This window comes from Pseudomonas sp. FG47 (assembly GCF_057809115.1).
Genome location: NZ_JBMDJI010000009.1, coordinates 70,785 through 88,947, shown reverse-complemented (window position 1 = coordinate 88,947; position 18,163 = coordinate 70,785). Strand labels below are relative to the sequence as shown.

General features: G+C 65.7%; 15 protein-coding genes. 7 read left to right on the top strand and 8 right to left on the bottom strand.

The annotated features are described in order from the left end of the window. Positions 1 to 93 precede the first annotated feature (93 nt). The 6 genes from ACODS5_RS10215 to ACODS5_RS10190 all read left to right on the top strand — a co-directional run bounded on the left by ACODS5_RS10215 (position 94) and on the right by ACODS5_RS10190 (position 7,848). Complete coding sequence (locus tag ACODS5_RS10215; protein WP_489108569.1) at positions 94 to 1,251, top strand: iron-containing alcohol dehydrogenase; 1,158 nt, start codon at positions 94 to 96, stop codon at positions 1,249 to 1,251. A 12-nt stretch (positions 1,252 to 1,263) separates the two neighbouring features. Continuing rightward, positions 1,264 to 2,595 carry an APC family permease gene (locus ACODS5_RS10210; protein WP_489108568.1) on the top strand — a complete coding sequence of 444 codons (1,332 nt, stop codon included), beginning with the start codon at positions 1,264 to 1,266 and terminating at the stop codon, positions 2,593 to 2,595. A 79-nt stretch (positions 2,596 to 2,674) separates the two neighbouring features. Beyond that, positions 2,675 to 4,099 carry a gamma-aminobutyraldehyde dehydrogenase gene (locus ACODS5_RS10205; protein WP_489108567.1) on the top strand — a complete coding sequence of 475 codons (1,425 nt, stop codon included), beginning with the start codon at positions 2,675 to 2,677 and terminating at the stop codon, positions 4,097 to 4,099. A gap of 43 nt (positions 4,100 to 4,142) precedes the next feature. Beyond that, positions 4,143 to 5,396: an aspartate aminotransferase family protein gene (locus ACODS5_RS10200; RefSeq protein ID WP_046855845.1), complete on the top strand. Its 1,254-nt coding sequence runs from the start codon at positions 4,143 to 4,145 to the stop codon at positions 5,394 to 5,396. A gap of 96 nt (positions 5,397 to 5,492) precedes the next feature. Continuing rightward, positions 5,493 to 6,872 (top strand): aspartate aminotransferase family protein, encoded by a 1,380-nt coding sequence (locus tag ACODS5_RS10195; protein WP_489108566.1) that lies wholly within the window; start codon positions 5,493 to 5,495, stop codon positions 6,870 to 6,872. Between the two features lie 49 nt (positions 6,873 to 6,921). Further along, complete coding sequence (locus ACODS5_RS10190) at positions 6,922 to 7,848, top strand: NAD(P)-dependent oxidoreductase (protein WP_489108565.1); 927 nt, start codon at positions 6,922 to 6,924, stop codon at positions 7,846 to 7,848. Between the two features lie 255 nt (positions 7,849 to 8,103). Here the strand turns inward: ACODS5_RS10190 and ACODS5_RS10185 are convergent, their stop codons facing one another. The 7 genes from ACODS5_RS10185 to ACODS5_RS10155 form a co-directional block, all read right to left on the bottom strand. Beyond that, the gene (locus ACODS5_RS10185) at positions 8,104 to 9,153 is read right to left on the bottom strand and encodes an AraC family transcriptional regulator (RefSeq protein ID WP_489108564.1); all 1,050 of its coding nucleotides are present in this window, start codon (positions 9,151 to 9,153) and stop codon (positions 8,104 to 8,106) included. After that, on the bottom strand, positions 9,146 to 10,180 hold the full coding sequence (locus ACODS5_RS10180) for an AraC family transcriptional regulator (RefSeq protein ID WP_489108563.1): 1,035 nt from the start codon (positions 10,178 to 10,180) through the stop codon (positions 9,146 to 9,148). The genes ACODS5_RS10185 and ACODS5_RS10180 overlap by 8 nt, the downstream gene beginning before the upstream one ends. Positions 10,181 to 10,322: 142 nt before the next feature. After that, positions 10,323 to 11,978, bottom strand: a complete 1,656-nt coding sequence (locus ACODS5_RS10175) for a long-chain-fatty-acid--CoA ligase (RefSeq protein ID WP_489108562.1) — start codon at positions 11,976 to 11,978, stop codon at positions 10,323 to 10,325. A gap of 124 nt (positions 11,979 to 12,102) precedes the next feature. Then, positions 12,103 to 12,870, bottom strand: coding sequence for an SDR family NAD(P)-dependent oxidoreductase (locus ACODS5_RS10170; RefSeq protein ID WP_489108561.1), 768 nt, complete (start codon positions 12,868 to 12,870; stop codon positions 12,103 to 12,105). Next, positions 12,870 to 14,042: an acyl-CoA dehydrogenase family protein gene (locus ACODS5_RS10165; protein WP_134690619.1), complete on the bottom strand. Its 1,173-nt coding sequence runs from the start codon at positions 14,040 to 14,042 to the stop codon at positions 12,870 to 12,872. Before ACODS5_RS10165 ends, ACODS5_RS10170 begins: the two co-directional genes overlap by 1 nt. A gap of 56 nt (positions 14,043 to 14,098) precedes the next feature. Further along, complete coding sequence (locus ACODS5_RS10160; protein WP_489108560.1) at positions 14,099 to 14,455, bottom strand: DUF6285 domain-containing protein; 357 nt, start codon at positions 14,453 to 14,455, stop codon at positions 14,099 to 14,101. Next, positions 14,452 to 15,510 (bottom strand): phosphotransferase family protein, encoded by a 1,059-nt coding sequence (locus tag ACODS5_RS10155; RefSeq protein WP_134690615.1) that lies wholly within the window; start codon positions 15,508 to 15,510, stop codon positions 14,452 to 14,454. Before ACODS5_RS10155 ends, ACODS5_RS10160 begins: the two co-directional genes overlap by 4 nt. Positions 15,511 to 15,711: 201 nt before the next feature. Between ACODS5_RS10155 and prpR the strand changes: the two genes are divergently transcribed. Beyond that, entirely contained in the window at positions 15,712 to 17,667 is a 1,956-nt protein-coding gene (gene prpR / locus ACODS5_RS10150) for a propionate catabolism operon regulatory protein PrpR (RefSeq protein ID WP_489108559.1), read from the top strand. Between the two features lie 50 nt (positions 17,668 to 17,717). On the opposite strand, the gene arfB is transcribed toward prpR, so the two are convergent. After that, complete coding sequence (gene arfB, locus ACODS5_RS10145) at positions 17,718 to 18,131, bottom strand: alternative ribosome rescue aminoacyl-tRNA hydrolase ArfB (RefSeq protein WP_134690611.1); 414 nt, start codon at positions 18,129 to 18,131, stop codon at positions 17,718 to 17,720. Positions 18,132 to 18,163 lie beyond the last annotated feature (32 nt).

The window sequence follows — 18,163 nt, the reverse complement described above, 5'->3', positions numbered from 1 at the left end:
ACACATCACACGCCTGAGCGGCCGACCGCGACCAGGCGCGGGTGCTCCTCCACTGCCCTTTCGACAATGACAACAATTGAGCAAGAGGTACGTATGGAATTCAAATTCTTACTCCCCAGCAAGATCGTGATGGAACCTGGCCTGCGCGAGCGCACCGGTGAACATCTCCAGGGCCTCGGCCTGGCACGGGTGCTGATCGTGACCGATGCCGGGGTCAAGGCCGCCGGCCTGCTGGACAGCGTCTATGCCAGCCTGGACAAGGCCGGTATCGCCTACGAGGAAGTCGCGGACATCAAGGCCAACCCGCGCAGCGAAGACATCAACCGCACCGCGCAGCAGTATCGTGGCAAAGGCATCGACGGCCTGCTGGCGGTGGGCGGCGGCAGCGCGATGGACGCGGCCAAGGCCATCAGCCTGCTGCTCACCCACGAGGGTCGGATCGAGGACTACGAAGGGTCGTTCACCCTCAAGCATGCCATACCGCCGATCGTCGCCATCCCGACGACCGCGGGCACCGGCAGCGAAGTGACCTGCTTCTCGGTGATCACCGACACTGCCCGTCATTTCAAGATGAGCGTCCATGATTACCGCGTCGGCCCCGTATTGGCGCTGCTTGACTCCCGTATCCTCGACACCCTGCCCGCGTCGATTGCCGCCGCCACCGGCATGGATGCCCTGACCCACGCCATCGAGGCGTACACCTGCCGCGTTTCAAACCCGATCAGCGATGGCCTGGCACTACATGCCATCCGCCTGATCAGCCAGCACCTCAAGGCGGTCGTACTGGAGCCAGACAATCAAGAGGCGCGCGAGCAAATGTTGGTGGCGAGCCTGATCGCCGGCATGGCATTCGGCAACGCTGACGTCGGCAGCGTGCACTGCATCTCCGAGTCAATTGGCGGCATGTACGACACCCCGCACGGCGTTGGCAACGCGATCTTCCTGCCCTTCGTCTTTGGCCACAACCGCGATGCCGACATTCTCCGCCACGCCCAGGTGGCCTACGCCCTGGGGATCGACCCGACGCTGGCGCCGGTGGACGCCGCCGAGGCCGCCGTGGGCCACCTGTTCCAGATGAGCAAGGACCTGGGCATCCCCTCCTTCGCCGAGGTCAGGGGCGTGCGCGAGGAAGACTTCCAGGCCATCGCCGAAAAATCCAAGCTTAACTTCTCCGACGCCAGCAATGCCAAGGCGATGTCCGTCGAGGCCTATCACGACATCATCACCACCGCTTACCACTTCGTCGCGTAGGAGGGCTGCGTCATGAGTCATTCAACCTCCAGCGCCTCGTTGAGGCGCACCCTTGGGCCGTTCTCGGTGCTGCTGTTCGGCCTGGCGTTCCTTGCCCCGCTGATCGTCTTCGGCACCTACGGCGTGATCACCCAGGCCAGCGGCAACACCACGGCGATGGCCTACCTGATCGCGGCGACCGGGGTGGTGTTCACCGCGTTGAGCTACGGGCGGCTGGTCAGGGTATTCCCGGTAGCCGGTTCGGCCTACACCTACACCCGCAAGATGCTCAATGCCAATCTCGGGTTCATGGTGGGCTGGGCCGCCCTGCTGGATTACTTCTTCATCCCGATGCTGATCTGGCTGCTCGGTGCCAGCTACCTCAACATGGCCTTTGCAGAGGTCCCGCAGTGGGTGTGGATCAGCGGCTTCATCGTCTCCACGTCACTGCTCAATGTCCTCGGCATCCAGGTCGCCAACCGCTTCAACGTGCTGTTGATGGCGGCCCAACTGGCGATCATCGTCGTGTTCCTGGGCCTGTGCATGTACTACATCGTGGCGGCGAACGGCCCTGGCGGGCTGCTTTCGGCCAAGCCGTTCTTCAACCAGGACGTGCCCTTCGCCACCAGCATGGCCGGCGCCGCCATTGCCGCCTACTCGTTCCTGGGCTTCGACGCGCTGTCCACGCTGAGCGAGGAAACCCGCGATCCGGGCCGGACGCTGCCACGCGCCATCCTGCTGGTCGCGTTGATCGGCGGTTCGGTGTACGTGGGCTCCTCGTACTTCATGTACCTGGCCCATCCCTCCCCCAGCTTCGAGCAGGTGGACGGGGCCGCCTTCGAGATCGCCCGGATGATCGGCGGTGACCTGTTCTTCGCCGTGGTGTTGGCGGGGATCATCATCGCCCACTTCGCCGCTGGCATGTCGTTCCAGGCCAGCGTGGGGCGGCTGCTCTACGCCCTCGGCCGGGACAACCAGCTGCCGCGCAAGGTGTTCGGTGTCCTGCATCCGCGCTTCAAGACCCCGGCCTTCAACATCCTGCTCTGCGGCGTTTTCGGCACGGCGGGTTTTGCCTTGACGATCGCCACCGCGACGTCGCTGGTCAACTTCGGCGCGTTTGTCGCTTTCACCGCCGTCAATCTGTGTGCATTGCGGCTCACCTTCGATGCCCGGGTCAAGGATGGCGCCGGCCTGCTGCGTGGCGTGCTGTTCCCGCTCATAGGCCTGGTCACGGCCGGGTGGATGCTGATCAGCCTGGATAAAGACGCGCTGATCATGGGCAGTTGCTGGCTCGGCCTGGGGCTGGTCTACCTGGCCTGTCGCACCAGCTTCTTCCGCAGCCCCGTGCCTGAGGCATTGGTATAGCGACCTCGTTTCAATCGAATGCTCTGACGACAATCACAAGGCCGGCCATTGGCCGCGCCGTTAAATGGCGAGAATCGACATGCAAAGCAAACTTCTGATCAATGGTGCCCTGGTAGCCGGCGAAGGCGACGAGCTGGCCGTGTATAACCCCTCCCTGGGCAGCGTCCTGGTGCAAACCACCGAGGCCAGCCAAGCCCAGGTCGAGGCCGCGGTGCAAGCCGCCGATGCGGCCTTCGAAGCTTGGTCGCAAACCCCGCCCAAGGACCGCGCGGCCCTGCTGCTCAAGCTCGCCGACAGCATCGATGCCCAGGCAGCGGTGTTCGCGCGCCTGGAAGCCGACAACTGCGGCAAGCCCTACAGCGCCGTGCTGCAGGACGAGCTGCCGGCGGTGTCGGATGTGTTCCGCTTCTTCGCCGGCGCCGTGCGCTGCCTGCAAGGCTCGGCCGGGGGCGAGTACATCCCGGGGCACACCTCGATGATTCGTCGCGATGCGGTCGGCGTGGTCGCCTCCATCGCGCCGTGGAACTACCCCTTGCTGATGGCGGCCTGGAAACTCGGCCCGGCCTTGGCCGGCGGCAACACCGTGGTGCTGAAACCCTCGGAACACACGCCGATGACCACCCTGAAACTGGGCGAGCTGCTGGCCGAGATCTTCCCTGCCGGCGTGGTCAACATCGTTCATGGTCGGGGGGCCACGGTTGGTGAGCCGCTGACCAGCCACGCCAAGGTGCGCATGGTGTCGCTGACCGGCTCCGTGCGCACCGGCAGCCGGATCATCGAGGGCACCGCCGACAGCGTCAAACGCATGCACATGGAATTGGGTGGCAAGGCCCCCGTGCTGATCTTCGACGATGCCGATATCGACGCGGCCGTCGAAGGCATTCGTGCCTTTGGCTTCTATAACGCAGGCCAGGACTGTACCGCCGCCTGCCGCCTGTATGTGCAGAAGTCGGTCTACCCGGAGTTCGTGCGCAAGCTCGGCGAGGCCGTGGCCAGCATCAAGTGCGGGCTGCAGGATGATCCCTCGACCGAGATGGGGCCGCTGATCACCGAAGAGCACCTGGGCCGCGTCGAGGGCTTCGTCAAGCGTGCCCGGGAAGTGCCTCATATCGAAGTCGTCACCGGTGGCAAGCGCGCCGCAGGTAGCGGGTTCTTCTTCGAACCGACGGTCCTGGCCGGTGCCCGCCAGGACGACGAGGTGGTCTGCCGGGAGATCTTCGGCCCGGTGGTGACGGTCTCGTCGTTCGAGGACGAAGCCCAGGCGCTGGCCTGGGCCAATGACTCCGATTACGGCCTGGCCTCTTCGGTGTGGACCGCCGATGTCGGTCGCGCCCATCGCCTGGCTGCGCGCCTGCAATACGGCTGCACCTGGGTCAATACCCATTTCATGCTGGTCAGCGAGATGCCCCATGGCGGCGTGAAGCTGTCCGGCTATGGCAAGGACCTGTCCATGTATGGCCTGGAAGACTACACCGTGGTGCGCCACGTGATGTTCAAGCACTGATAGCGCCAAGCAAACGTTGCCCGATCACTTCAAGAGGTTATGCATGAACAACATCGAGACATTCGAACGGCTCGAGTCCAACGTGCGGATGTATTGCCGCGATCTGCCGCTGGTCTTCGATACCGCCCAGGGCAGCAAGATCCGCGGCGAGGATGGCCGCGAGTATCTGGACTTCTTTGCCGGCGCCGGTGCCCTGAACTACGGGCACAACGATCCGCGTATGCGCGATGCGCTGATCGCGTACCTGTCGGCCAACGGCGTGACCCATGCCCTGGACCTGCACACCACCACCAAGCGCCAGTTCCTCGAGGCGCTGGAACGCGACTTGCTCAAGCCGCGCGGCTGGGACTACAAGGTGCAGTTCACCGGCCCGACCGGCGCCGATGCCGTCGAGGCTGCATTGAAACTGGCGCGCAAAGCGACCGGGCGGAGCAAGATCGTGTCGTTCTACGGCGCCTACCACGGCATGACGGCCGGTGCGCTGGCAGTCACCGGCAACCGCACTCGGCGCGGCCCGGGGCTGTCCACCGACGTGGTATTCGTGCCCTACGAAGACAGCCCTTACGGTGAGTTCGACAGCATCGGCTTCCTCGAGCGCCTGGCCAACGACCAGGGCAGCGGCTCGGAATTGCCAGCAGCGGTAATCGTTGAATCCGTGCAGATCCAGGCCGGCGTGTACGTGGCCTCAAACCAATGGTTGCAGCGCCTGCGCCAGTGGACCCGGGCGCACGGGGTATTGTTGATCTGCGACGAGATCCAGGCGGGCTGCGGCCGCACCGGTGACTTCTTCGGCTTCGAGCGCTCTGGGGTGGTCCCTGACCTGATCACCTGTGCCAAATCGATCGGTGGCTACGGCCTGCCCATGGCCATCGTGTTGATCGGCGCCGGGCTGGATGTCTGGGAGCCGGGCGATCATATCGGCACCTTCCGCGGCAACCAGTTGGCGTTCCTCACCGCCCAGATCGCCCTCGGCTATTGGCGCGACGAGCAGTTCCTGAAGTTGCTGGCCGCCAACTGCGCGGCCATGGAACGCGCGGTCGCCGGCTACGCCGAGATTCCAGGGGTCGCCTCCGCGCGCTGTCGCGGCATGATCGCCGGCATCGATTTTGGTCGCGGCAACGTGGCCTTGGCCAAGGATGCCCAACAGCGTGTGCTGCAGGCGGGCGTGCTGGTCGACCGCTGCGGGCCGAACGGCGAGATCATCAAGCTGATGCCACCGGTGAACACCCCGACCGAGCAGCTCGAACAGGGTCTCAAGGCGTTCGGCGAAGCGGTCGCGGCAGCGCTTGGTCAGTAACCGCAGGATCCTGCCGTGCGTCCCGTGACGATCCACGGGGCGCAGGCAACCTGCTCACTTGCGGGCGATGGAAGCCTGCGACAGGAACATGAACCAATGAACACGTTCACTGCAACCGCGCGCAACGATCTGGCAGCACTCATTCACCCCAACACCAACCTGGCCCAGCATCAGGAAATCGGGCCGTTGGTCATCACCGCAGGCGACGGTGTGCGGGTCTTCGACGAACAGGGCAATGCCTATATCGAAGCCATGTCGGGCCTGTGGAGCGTTGCCCTGGGTTTCAGCGAACAGCGCCTGGTCGACGCCGCCGTCGAGCAACTGAGGCAACTGCCCTACTACCACAGCTTCAGCCACAAGACCAACGCCCCGGCCGCGGCGCTCGCCGCGAAGCTGGCGGAGCTTGCGCCCGGCGACCTGAACCATGTGTTCTTCACCAACTCCGGGTCCGAGGCCAACGACTCGGTGGTGAAGATGGTCTGGTACGTGAACAACGCACTGGGCAAGCCCGCCAAGAAGAAGTTCATCTCCCGCCAGCAGGCCTATCACGGCGCCACCGTCGCCTGCGCCAGCTTGAGCGGAATCCCGTCGATGCACCGTGATTTCGATCTGCCGGCCATCCCGGTGCACCACCTGACCTGCCCGAACTTCTATCGATTCGCCCGGCCAGGCGAGACCGAGGAAGCCTTTTCGGCGCGCCTGGCGGACGAGCTGGAGCATTACATCCTCGACGAAGGGCCGGAAACCATCGCGGCGTTCATCGGCGAACCGGTGATGGCCGCAGGCGGCGTGGTTCCTCCTCCCCAAGGCTACTGGGCAGCGATCCAGGCGGTGTGCAGACGCTACGACATCCTCGTGGTGATCGACGAGATCATCACCGGTTTCGGCAGGCTCGGGACGATGTTCGGCGCCGAGCTGTACGGTATCCAGCCCGATATCATGGTGCTGTCCAAGCAGCTCACCTCGTCCTATCAGCCCCTGGCCGCCGTGCTGGTGTCCGATGCCATCCATGACGTCCTGCTCAGCCAGAGCCAGCGTTTGGGGGCCTTCGCCCATGGCCTGACCTGCACGGGACATCCCGTCGCCACTGCGGTGGCGCTGGAAAACATCCGCATCATCGAGGAGCGCGACCTGGTGGGCCAGGTCCAGCGCCTGGCCCCTGAATTCCAACGCCGTCTGCGCGCATTCGCCGACCATCCGCTGGTGGGCGATGTGCGCGGTGTCGGGCTGTTGGGCGCCATCGAACTGGTGGTGAACAAGGCCACCGGCCAACCGTTCGCCCAGCCCGGCACCTTGGGTGGCTATGTGTTCAAACAGGCGCACAAGCACGGGCTGATCATTCGCGCCATCTACGACACGATCGCCTTCTGTCCGCCGTTGATCTGCACCCAGGCCGATATCGAGGCGATCTTCAGCGCCTTCGAACGCACGCTGGCCGACGTGACTGAATGGGCCCGCGCACAGAACCTGTTGTAGACGACGCACCACACTAGACACCTAGAACAAAAATCATGAGGGTTGGAATGTGAGCACACAAAATGACCAGCGCTTCGACTTCGATGTATCGGTAGTCGGGCTCGGCGCCATGGGCACGATCATGGCCCATGCATTTCTCAAGCAGGGCAAACGCGTGGCGGTGTGGAACCGATCGCCTGGCAAAGCGGCGGCGCTGGTCGCCGCTGGTGCTCGGCTGTGCGACTCGGCTCACGCCGCGCTCAGCGTAAGCCCGGTCACGGTCTTCGTGCTTCTGGACGACCAGGCGACCCATGGCGTGCTTGGCATGCCGGGGGTGATGGCTGCGCTCGCAGGTCGCACGGTGGTCGATTACACCACCAACGGCCGCGACGAGGGCCTGGCGCTTCAGGCGCTGGTCAACGCCGCTGGCGGCCTGTACGTCAAAGGCATGATCGTGGCCTACCCACGCAACGTCGGTCATCGCCAGAGCCATACCCTGCATACCGGCGATCGTGAGGGCTTCGAGCAGCATCGGGCGCTGCTCGAGGCGCTGGCCGGTCAAACGATGTTCCTGCCTTGGGACGAAGCACTGGCCTTTGCCAGCGTGCTCCACGCCCAGGCATTCGCCACGATGGTGGCATTCTTCGAGGCCGTGGGCGCGAGCGAGCGCTTCGGCCTGCCCGTGGCGAAGACGGCCCGGCTGCTGCTCGACACGTCACGGTTTTTCATCAGCGATGCGCTCGAGGAAGCGGTATGCCGACTCGAAGCGCAGGATTTCGCAGGCGATCAGGCCAGGCTCGATGTGCATGCCGGCGCCTTCGCCCACATCGCCCAGGCGCTGCACGCGCAAGGGGCCTGGACGCCGGTCTTCGACGCCGTGTGTGGGGTCGTGCAGCGTGCCGAAGCCATGGGCTACGGCGATCAGGACATCGTGGCGGCCACCCAGGTGTTCGCAGCGGCCAATCTTCCCGAAACGACCGCACAAAGGACCATTTAATGGCGCGCTTTATCAAGCTTTAGCCAACGCCACGGACCAGACTCGACGGTAACTACAAAAACAAAAGCTGGAGGTTCCCATGCGTATCTTTGCCTTTCTGGTGGCCAGCGTGACACTTGCCCTGTTCCTGACGGCGGTCTACGCCCCTCAGTCTTCCATAGCCAGTCGATCCGTGGCACAAACGGCACACGCGGCACACCCGATTGCGAGCATTGGCGATATATTCCGGGGTTACTAGCGAAGGGCCGACACCCTCTAGGGGCGCGTACGTCCGCGCCCCAACAGACGCGGCTGGCGCTTGATGCCGTGGGCCTTCTGCCAGCTCAACGGACTCATCTGAAACCAGCGATGAAAGGCTCGGCAAAATCCGCTGGTGTCGGAATAGCCGAGCAGCGCGGCCAGCTCGCCGATGTTGGCCGAAGGCCTGGCAAGGTAGGCCTGGGCCATGGACTGGCGCACCTCCTCGAGCAATTGCTGGAACGTCAGCCCTTCCTGCGTCATGGCCTGACGCAACTCGTTCGGGGTCAGCGCCATGATGCTGGCCACCTTCTGCGCCGTGGCCCGCCCACTGGGCAGCAGGTGATGCAGCAACTGCTTGATCTGGATGGCCAGCTCGTCGCCGGACAGCCGCTCCAGGCGCTGCATGCTCTTGACCACCAGTTGGTGCAACGCCTCATCACACAGGACACAGGGCTGCGCCAGCAGCGATGATTCGAACACCAGGGCGACACAACGCGCATTGAAGGTGGGCGAAATGCCGAGCGCCTGGGCATACAAGGCGACATCGGTACTGGGCGAATGGCTGAGCCAGAGGGCGCTGGGTAGCCAGTGCGGGCCTGCCAATGCGCGCATCAGAGCAATGCCCACGACACCGGCCAGCTCCTCTGCCTGGCGCACGCCGGGCGCGTGGGAGAGGCGAACATGATAGCTGAGTATGGTCAGGCCGTTTTCGCTGTCCAGCCCGACTTCGGCCGCACCATTGTACAGGGCGTAATGGTTGCGCAATTCCACCAGCGCATCACCGACCGTGCGCGCATTGCGCAGCAGATGGAGCAACTCACCCAACACATCGGCGGCCTGGAACTGACCATACTGCAGGCCGAACAGCGCATTGCCCGAATGCCGACTGCAGGCCTCGAGCAAAGCGCAGTATTGCTGGTAGGGGAGCAAATCGTCCTCGTCTTGAAGGCCCTGGCCCGGCAGGCCGACGTGCTTGAGCATCTGCCCCGGATCGAGCCCCTGCCCGGCGGCGAAGGCATGAAACCCGGTGAGGCTGATTGCCCGGACGAAGGGAACGTCAGCCATGTCGACCACGCCCGCTTACGGCATCGAGCGCCGGTGCCTGGCGCAGTTGACGTTTCCATTGTTGCGGGCTGAGGCCATGCCAGCGGCTGAATGCCCTGGAAAACGCGGCAAGCTGGGTGTATCCCAACAACTCCGCCACCTGCGTCAGGTTGATCGAGGCATCCCGCAGCAAGCGTGTGGCCATCGCCTGGCGGGTCCCGTCCAGCAATGCCTGGAAACTCGTGCCTTGGCTCAGCAGGTAGCGCTGCAGGCTGCGCGAGCTGATCCTCAGGTCCATGGCAATCTGTTCGACCGTGACACGTCCCTGGGGCATGCGAATGCGCATAAGCTTTTGCACGTGCATGGGCAACGCCTCCAGCGTGATATCCGCCAGCTCGTCCTGGAACTGTCGGGTCAGTTGCAGGATGCGTTGATCCTTTGCGCCAAGCCTTGCGTCCAGCAGTGAAGGGGCGAACACCCAGGCGTTTTCCGTGCTGGAAAAACGCGGCGCCACCCCCAGCAGACGCCGGTATGCCGAAGGTTCCGCCCCTGCGCCATGGCACAGCAGCAGGGCATGCGGGCACCAGAGGTGCTTGAGCAAACTGTGCATCAGCTGCGCGCTCATTCCCATCGCCCACTCCACGGTCTGTCGCACACAGGGAAGATCCGCGTCGGTGACCTGACAGATCAAGCGTGCATTGCCGGCATGCCGCTCCAGGCGAAACTCCACTGCCGTGCCGAGCACATGGGCGTACCGGACCAATGCCCTCAGCACCTCACCGACAGTGTCCGCGCCCTGAATGGCATGCAGCAGGGTCCCCATTCCCGGCATGCCATGTTCAAGCCCGAACTGCAGCGCGAACAGGCGATTGCCCGAGCGGTGCGCAGCCAACGCCAGTAGCGCGTTGAACGGGCGGGTTTGGATTGCGCCATCGGGCTCGCCAAGGGCAAGCGAAACCTCTGCAAGCAGCGCATGAGGCTCTAGCCCCTGGGCCAGAGCGAAGTCGTCGAATCCAATTAACGCGGTACCCTGGATGTAGGACGTCATCATTGCAGGTCCGGCTGATGAATGTTGGCTCACAGGCAGGTACAGTGCCTACCTGTATTTTGGCGCATAGTGTGAAGCTTTTCCTCGGCTCGATATAGCAGACTCGAGCAGGCCGGCGGCCGACCGGGAGGGTGACCACGCATCACCCTTCCGGTCGATCGCTGGCTGCAGCGGCCGCCTGGCGAGCCCATTCGCGCAGGACGAACTTCTGGATCTTGCCGGTGGCCGTCTTGGGCAGCTCCACCAACGAGACATGCCGCGGCGCCTTGAAGTGCGCCAGGCGCTCGCGACACCAGCGGATCAGCTCTTCGCCGGTGATGCCCGCCTGGGCCTCGGCACTCAGGGTGACGAAGGCATGCGGGGTTTCGCCCCAGCGCGAATCGGGCCGCGCCACCACGGCAGCCTCGAGCACCTCGGGATGCTGGTAGAGCACCTCCTCGATCTCCAGCGAACTGATGTTCTCGCCGCCGGAAATGATGATGTCCTTGGCCCGGTCCTTGATCTCCACATAGCCATCGGGGTGCAGCACGGCGAGGTCGCCCGTGTGCAGCCAGCCGCCAGCCAGGGCGCTGCGGGTGGCTTCGGGGTTGTGCAGGTAGCCTTTCATCACCGTGTTGCCGCGCACCACCAGCTCGCCCAGGGTCGCCCCGTCGGCGGGCACCGGCTGGCCGCTATCGGTATCCAGCACCGTGGCTTCCTCGAGCATCGGATGGGCCACGCCCTGGCGGCTCATGAACCGCGCGCGAGCCTCCAGCGGCAGCTCGTCGACGCCTGGCTGCCACAGGCACAAGGTACTGGGGCCATAGCTTTCGGTCATGCCATAGGCGTGGGTGATGCTGAAACCGCGCGCCTCCATGGCGGCGATCACCGCGCTGGGCGGTGCGGCGCCACCGGTGATCACCGACACCGCCTGGGACGGCGCGGCGCCTGCCGGAGCATGGATCAGCATCGACATCACCACCGGCGCGGCGCTCAGGTGGGTCACGCCGTGCGCGGCAATGGCGGCGTGAATCGCTTCGGGCTGCACCTTGCGCAGGCACACATGGCTGCCGCCCGACAGGGTCACTGCCCAGGTATGGCTCCAGCCGTTGCAGTGGAACATCGGCAGGGTCCACAGGTAGACACTACGCGGGCCGAGCTGGAAGATCAGCGCCCCGGCGCAGGCATTGAGGTAGGCGCCGCGATGATGCAGCACCACGCCCTTGGGATCGCCGGTGGTGCCGGAGGTGTAGTTGATGGCGATCGACTGCCATTCGTTGTGCGGCGCGCTCAACGGCCGGTTGCCATCGCCCTGGGCCAGGAAGCTTTCGTAGTCCAGGTCCGGCGCCAGGTCGGCGCCCTCGGCCTGGGCATCATCGATGCCCACCAGCAGCGGCGGCGTGTCCAGCATCGCCAGCGCCTGGTGGACCACCGCGCCGAACTCGCGATCGCACAACAGTACCCTGGCCGCGCAATGGCGCAGGATGAACGCGATGCTGCGCGCTTCCAGGCGAATATTGATGCATACCAGCACGGCCCCGGCGCCGGGCACGCCATAGTGCGCCTCGAGCATCTCGGGGATGTTCGGCGCCAGGATCGCCACGCGCTCGCCCGGCTGCACGCCGACCCGCTCCAGGGCGCTGGCCAGGGCCCGGCTGCGCTGGTGCAACTGCTGGTAGGTGTAGCGACGGTCGCCGTACACCACCGCATCGCGCTGCGGATAGACCTGCGCGGCGCGCTTGAGGAACGACAGCGGCGACAGCGGCACGTGGTTGGCCGCATTCGGTGCCAGTTCGTGTTCCAGGTTCGGGTTCATCATGACGGGTCCTTCGTCCATGGGCAGTTCAACGGTTGCACGCACATAACCACCTCTGTTTCTTGTTGTTCTTGACCGGCACAGCCGGTGCCATTCATCACGGGGTTTGCAAGGCTGGGGGGTGTATCTACAGGCTGCTGCACAGGTGGCCGCCATCGACCACGATCTCGCTGCCGCTCATGCCGCGGCCGGCGTCGCTGGCGAGCAGCAGCAAGGCGCCATCCAGGTCCGCCGGCTGGCTGAAACGCCGGCTCGGAATACGCGCGCGCAACTTCTGCCCCGCGTCGCTGGCCAGGAATGCCTCGTTCAAGTCGGTCATCACGTACCCCGGCGCCAGGGCGTTCACGCGGATACCATGGCGCGCCAGCTCCAGGGCCATGGCCCGGGTCAGGTGCGCCAGGCCCGCCTTGGCCGCCAGATAAGGACCAACGGCGCCGGCCACCCGGCTGGCGAGGATCGAGGTGACGTTGATCAGGCTGCCGCCCTGCCCTGCGGCGACCATGCGCCGCGCGCTTTCCTGGGCCACCGTCCAGGCGCCCTTGAGGTTGGTGTCGAGCACGCGGTCCCAGCTGCCATCGTCGCAGTCGAGCAGCGCCTGGCTGTCGCTCACCCCGGCATTGTTGACCAGTACATCCAGCGGGCCGGCGGCATCGAGCACCCGGCAGACATCGTCGCGGCTGGTGACATCGAGGGCAAAGGCGCGGGCGCGGCCGCCGCTGGCCTGGATGGTCTCGACCAGGGCCTGCAACGGCGCCTCGCGCCTGGCGGCGACCAGCACCTCGGCGCCGGCCGCCGCCAGGGTCTGGGCAAAGTGCCGGCCCAGGCCACTGGAGGCCCCGGTCACCAGGACGCGACGGCCATCGAGAGAGAACAGTCGAGCAAGTTGCGGCTGCATCAGTGACCTCCCAAGCGCTGGTCGAGGAGTTTTTTCGCCAGGCTCATGCGGTGCACTTCGCTCGGGCCGTCATAGATGCGGAACGGCCGGATATCGCGGAAGATCCGCTCCACCACCGTGTCCCCGGTCACACCACGCCCACCCAGCACCTGCATCGAGCGATCGACCACCCGCCACAGCGCCTCGGAGCTGATCACCTTGGCCATGCTCGAGTCGACATTGCCCCGTTCGCCCTGGTCGAGCACCCAGGCGCAATGCCATACCGCCAGGCGCACCACATGCAGGTCCATCTGGTTGTCGGCGAGCATGAAGCCGACGCCCTGGTGCTCGCCCAGGGATTTGCCGAAGGCGTCGCGGGTGCGCGCATGGTCGCAGGCGATGTCGTGGGCACGCCGCGCGGCGCCGAGCCAGCGCATGCAGTGGGTCAGCCGTGCCGGCGCCAGACGCACCTGGGCATAGCGGAAACCCTTGCCGATCTCGCCGAGCACATCGCTTGCCGGGATGCGCAGGTTGTCGAAACGCAGTTGCCCGTGGCCACCGGTGAAGCAGCTGTCCAGCGAGTCCAGTTGCCGTTCGTGGACGATGCCCTCACGCTGCATGTCGCTCAGGAACATGGTCGCCGTGCCGTCTTCCATGCGCGCCATGATGATCGCGAAATCGGCGCCATCGGCGCCGGTGATCAACCACTTGCGGCCGTTGATCAGGTAGTCGTCGCCATCGCGGGTGGCGGTGGTGCGCAGCATCGACGGATCCGAACCCGAGCCCGGCGCAGGCTCGGTCATGGCGAAGCATGAGCGCGCCCGGCCCTGGACCAACGGGCGCAGCCAGCGGTCCTTCTGCGCCTCGGTGGCGACCACGTCCATCAGGTGGATGTTGCCTTCATCGGGGGCGTGGATATTCAGCGCCACCGGGCCCAGGGGCGAATACCCAGCTTCCTCGAAGACGATCGCCTTGGCCACGTGGCTCAGGCCCATGCCGCCCATCTCGGGACTGGCATGGGGGGTCAGCAGGCCGGCGACGCGGGCTTTTTCCAGCAAGTCCTGGCGCAGGGCATCGCTGGGACCGTGACGGTCCTGGCGGGGATCGTTCTCGAAAGGGATCACGTGGTTGGCGATGAAATCGCGCGTCCTGGCCTGCAAGGCCAGCAGGTCGTCGGAAAGGTTGAAGTTCATGGTTGTCCTTATTTGTGCGGTTGCAGTCTTGGCAATGGATCGGCGGCTAGCCGTGCTCAAGGCATGGCCTTGGGGTTACTGATCGTCAGGTGGGCAAGCGTGGTCCGGCGCAGGGCCTCGACCAGGGTGCGACGCGCCTGCGGGGCGTCATGGCGGCCCGCGCGGATCGCCAGGGCCAGGTGCTGCCGGGTAGCGGCGAGGGTCGCCGGCGGCGTTTCCAACAAGGCGCCCAGACGGGCCTGTTCCTGAGCGCTCAGCTGGTCTTGCAGACGGCTTTCGCGCGCGGCGATGGCCATGGCATTGGCGATCATCAGCGCCGGGTAGCGCAGCTCACTGGCCAGCGTGGGCAACACCTGCTCCAGCAAGGTCTGGCGGGCGATGTCGAGCAGTTGCGCGGCATTCGGTTGGGTCATGGCGCTTCGGCTCCGGTCATGTTCAGGATGTCCAGCTCCAACTCCGGCAGCAGGCGCGCGGTCAGGGCCAGTTCGAGGGAAGGCTCTTCGCCGGACAAGTGGCGCTGCCCTTGCTGCAAGGCGATCACCGCCCAGCGCAGGGTGGCCATGACCTGCCAGTAGTGCAGTTGGCTGGGTTCGATGGCCAGGGTCGACACCTCGTGGTAGCCGCGCAGGAAGTCCTCCAGCAGGCCAATGCCGCCCGCCTCCAGGTCGGGACGGGTGAAGCGCCAGCAACGGGCGGTGAACCAGCCCAGGTCTTCGCAGGGGTCGCCCCAGCCGCTGAACTCCCAGTCGAGCACCGCTTCGAGCCCTTGCTCGCTGGCCAGGTAGTTGCCGCTGCGGTAGTCGCGGTGCAGCAGGCACAGCGCGTGGCTGCGCGGCGCGTGCAGCTCGCACCAGCGCAGGCCCCACTCCAGGGCCGGGTAGGCCGCATCGAGGCTGTCGAGGTAGTGGCGGTAGGCGCCGATGGTCGCCAGGGCCGGCGAGGTGTCAGGGATTGGCAGGAAATCCAGTGTCGCCGAGGGGGGGCGCACCTGGTGCAGGCGTGCCAGGTTGGCGCCCAGTTGCGCCGCAAGCCCGGCCTGGCCCTGTGGCCCGGCCTGGGCGCTGAGCAGGCGCCCGGCGGCGATACCCGGCACGTACTCCATGAGGAAGAACAGCCGTCCCTGAACCTGCGGATCGCGGCACAACCAGAGCGGCCTGGGGACCTTGACCCCGGCCTGGTGCACCACTTGCAGCACGGCGAACTCCTGTTCGCGATCGAGGCTGGCGGGCAGCGCGGACAAGGCGTCGCTGCGCAGCACCCAACGTCGAGCGCCGGCCCATGGGCCACCCTCGATCTGCAGGTCCAGGCGCCAGTTCTCCTGGATGGCACCGCCGCTCAAACGCTTGCGCGCGATGATGGACACCCGCTCGGCGGCCGCCCGTTGACGAATGAAATCGACCAACCGTTGGTCATGGGGACTGGCCGCGAGCGGATCGCTGGCCAGGGGAATCGTGGGGGAACTGCTCATGGGTCGATGGGCCCTGTGTTCACGGGTGAATTGCCAGGAGGGCTAGAGCAAGGCCTGGGCCAACTGCCAAGGATCCAGCTGCAGGCCCCGTCGGACCTAACCTACGGTGCTCTCGGCAAAGGCCGGCGGCACAACCTTTGTTTCACTTATGCAAGGCTTTCGTTCACCATGGAAACATTGCAACCATGAACAGGGTTCGCCATGCACTCCCCCACCGCCCAGGTCGTCGTGCTGATCAGCCACCTGCAGCGTCCCCGGCAACGCAGCCGGCTCGCCCAGGTAGTGGCCGGGCTCACCGCCGATTACCCCGACACCCGTATCGAGGTACTCGACACTTCGGTGGCCGAGGCGCTGCAGACTGCCCGCGAGCTGGAGCAGCGCGGCGCGGTCGATGTATTCGTCTGCGCCGGGGCCACCGCCGCCTACCTGCGCCGCCACCTGGCCCGACCAGTGCTGGCGATGCGTGTCGGCGGCGGCGACCTGCTGCGAGCCCTGGGCCAGGCCCGCGATCACGGCGGGCAAGTGGCCGTGCTCAGCTACAACCACATCAATCAAGACCTGCAGGCCTTGGCCGCACTGTTCACCGTGCAGATGCATCAGGCTGCCTATAGCTCGCTGGAGCAAGCCCGCCAGGCCGTCGAGCAGGCGGCGCTAATGGGCTGTGGCAGCATCATCGGGTCGTCGACGGTGGTGGAGCTCGCCGAACAGGCCGGGCTGCAGGGCGTGCTGTCACTGAGCGAGGAAACCGTGCGCAGGGCCCTCGAGGAGGCCCTGGGCATTCTCGACAGCCAACGCATCGAAAACGCCAAGCGTCGACACCTCGATGCCGTGCTGCAACACATCCCCACTGGCGTGGCCGCGATCGACAACCAGGGCCTGGTGCAGTCGCTCAACCCCGCCTTGGCGCAGTTGCTGGCGTTGCCGGCCAGCGCGGCGCTGGGGCGTCCGTTGCAGGCACTGTGCCCCGAGCTGGATTGGCAGCAAGCCTTGCAGGACGGCACGGGCGAGGACAACCGTGTCATCCGCGTGGGCGCGCAAGCCGTGGTCAGCAACCTGTTGCCGATCCTGGAGAACGGCGAGCGCACCGGCCTGGTGCTGACCTGCCAGGACATCACCGCCGTGCAGCGCGCCGACCAGCGCATCCGCGCCAGTCGCCGGCCCGGCGCCTTCACCGCGCGCTACCGCCTGGCGCAACTGGGCGGCGCCAGCCAGGCCAACCGTGAGATGTTGCAATTGGCCGAGCGCTTCGCCGCCAGCCACTCGACCATCTTGATCACCGGCGAGAGCGGCACCGGCAAGGAGCTGTTGGCCCAGGGCATCCATAACGAAAGCCCGCGCCGGCAAGGCCCCTTCGTTGCCATCAACTGCGCGGCGTTTCCCGAAACGCTGCTGGAAAGCGAACTGTTCGGCTACGAGGAAGGCGCCTTCAGCGGTTCGCGCAAAGGCGGCAAGCCCGGCCTGTTCGAGGCCGCGCACCGCGGCACGCTGTTCCTCGACGAGATCGGCGACATGCCAGTGTCGCTGCAGACCCGCCTGCTGCGGGTGCTGCAGGAGCGCGAAGTACTACGCCTGGGCAGCACCGAGCCGATCGCCATCGATGTGCGCATCATTGCCGCGACCCACCAGGATCTGCCCACGGCCATGGCGCAAGGCGCATTCCGCACGGACTTGTACTACCGGCTGAACATCCTGCGCCTGCAGACCACGCCGCTGCGCGAGCGCACCGAGGATATCGCCTTGATCAGCCGCAGCATAAGCCAACGCCTGTTGGTGCAGGGCCAGCCGCCAGGCGCGGCGCAGGTGGTGACGGCGCTGTTGCCGTACCTGGCGCGCCATAGCTGGCCAGGCAATGTGCGCGAACTGGAGAACGTGATCGAGCGGGCGATGCTGTCGGCCCGGGAGCTGCTGCGCGGTGAAGAGCTGGACGAGCAGTACCTGGCGCGCGTGCTGCCTGAATTGTGCGAGGGCACCCCGTCGCTGGGCCGGGCCAGGCCATCCCGGGCGTCGGACCTGCACAGCGTCGGCAAGGCCGCGCAGTTGCGCCATGTGCAGCAGACCCTGGACAACTGCCAGGGCAATCTCGATGAGGCCGCCCGCCAGTTGGGGATCAGCCGGACGACTCTGTGGCGGCGCTTGCGCGCGGCGCAAGAGTTGTAAGCTGCGCGAACGCATTCACGCCCACAGCCCCCAGTGCACGGTTCTGTCGCCTAGAAATCGACCTTGCCGCGCCCTGCCTTGACCGTGCCACGCCGCGCCTTCGATTCCAGGCGGCGGGTCTTCGAACCCAGGGTCGGCTTGGTCGGCCGGCGTTTTTTCTCGACCTTGGTGGCGCCCTGGATCAGCTCGACCAGGCGCGCCAAGGCATCGGCGCGGTTCTGCTCCTGGGTGCGGTACTGCTGGGCCTTGATGATCAGCACCCCATCCGCGGTGATGCGGCTGTCACGCAGCGCCAACAGCCGCTCCTTGTAGAACGTCGGCAGCGACGAGGCAGGAATGTCCAAGCGCAGGTGCACGGCGCTTGAGACCTTGTTGACGTTCTGCCCGCCCGCGCCTTGGGCACGGATGTAGGTGAGCTCGATTTCGGCATCCGGCAGATGCACGGTGTTGGAGATGGTCAGCATGCGCAAGCCCTGGTGGTAACCCGGGCATTATC

Bases quoted from the DNA above. Each gene is read 5' to 3' on its own strand.
- ACODS5_RS10215 (WP_489108569.1), top strand. From the start codon at position 94: ATGGAATTCAAATTCTTACTCCCCAGCAAGATCGTGATGGAACCTGGC.
- ACODS5_RS10210 (WP_489108568.1), top strand. From the start codon at position 1,264: ATGAGTCATTCAACCTCCAGCGCCTCGTTGAGGCGCACCCTTGGGCCG.
- ACODS5_RS10205 (WP_489108567.1), top strand. From the start codon at position 2,675: ATGCAAAGCAAACTTCTGATCAATGGTGCCCTGGTAGCCGGCGAAGGC.
- ACODS5_RS10200 (WP_046855845.1), top strand. From the start codon at position 4,143: ATGAACAACATCGAGACATTCGAACGGCTCGAGTCCAACGTGCGGATG.
- ACODS5_RS10195 (WP_489108566.1), top strand. From the start codon at position 5,493: ATGAACACGTTCACTGCAACCGCGCGCAACGATCTGGCAGCACTCATT.
- ACODS5_RS10185 (WP_489108564.1), bottom strand. From the start codon at position 9,153: ATGGCTGACGTTCCCTTCGTCCGGGCAATCAGCCTCACCGGGTTTCAT.
- ACODS5_RS10180 (WP_489108563.1), bottom strand. From the start codon at position 10,180: ATGACGTCCTACATCCAGGGTACCGCGTTAATTGGATTCGACGACTTC.
- ACODS5_RS10175 (WP_489108562.1), bottom strand. From the start codon at position 11,978: ATGATGAACCCGAACCTGGAACACGAACTGGCACCGAATGCGGCCAAC.
- ACODS5_RS10170 (WP_489108561.1), bottom strand. From the start codon at position 12,870: ATGCAGCCGCAACTTGCTCGACTGTTCTCTCTCGATGGCCGTCGCGTC.
- ACODS5_RS10165 (WP_134690619.1), bottom strand. From the start codon at position 14,042: ATGAACTTCAACCTTTCCGACGACCTGCTGGCCTTGCAGGCCAGGACG.
- ACODS5_RS10160 (WP_489108560.1), bottom strand. From the start codon at position 14,455: ATGACCCAACCGAATGCCGCGCAACTGCTCGACATCGCCCGCCAGACC.
- ACODS5_RS10155 (WP_134690615.1), bottom strand. From the start codon at position 15,510: ATGAGCAGTTCCCCCACGATTCCCCTGGCCAGCGATCCGCTCGCGGCC.
- prpR (WP_489108559.1), top strand. From the start codon at position 15,712: ATGCACTCCCCCACCGCCCAGGTCGTCGTGCTGATCAGCCACCTGCAG.
- arfB (WP_134690611.1), bottom strand. From the start codon at position 18,131: ATGCTGACCATCTCCAACACCGTGCATCTGCCGGATGCCGAAATCGAG.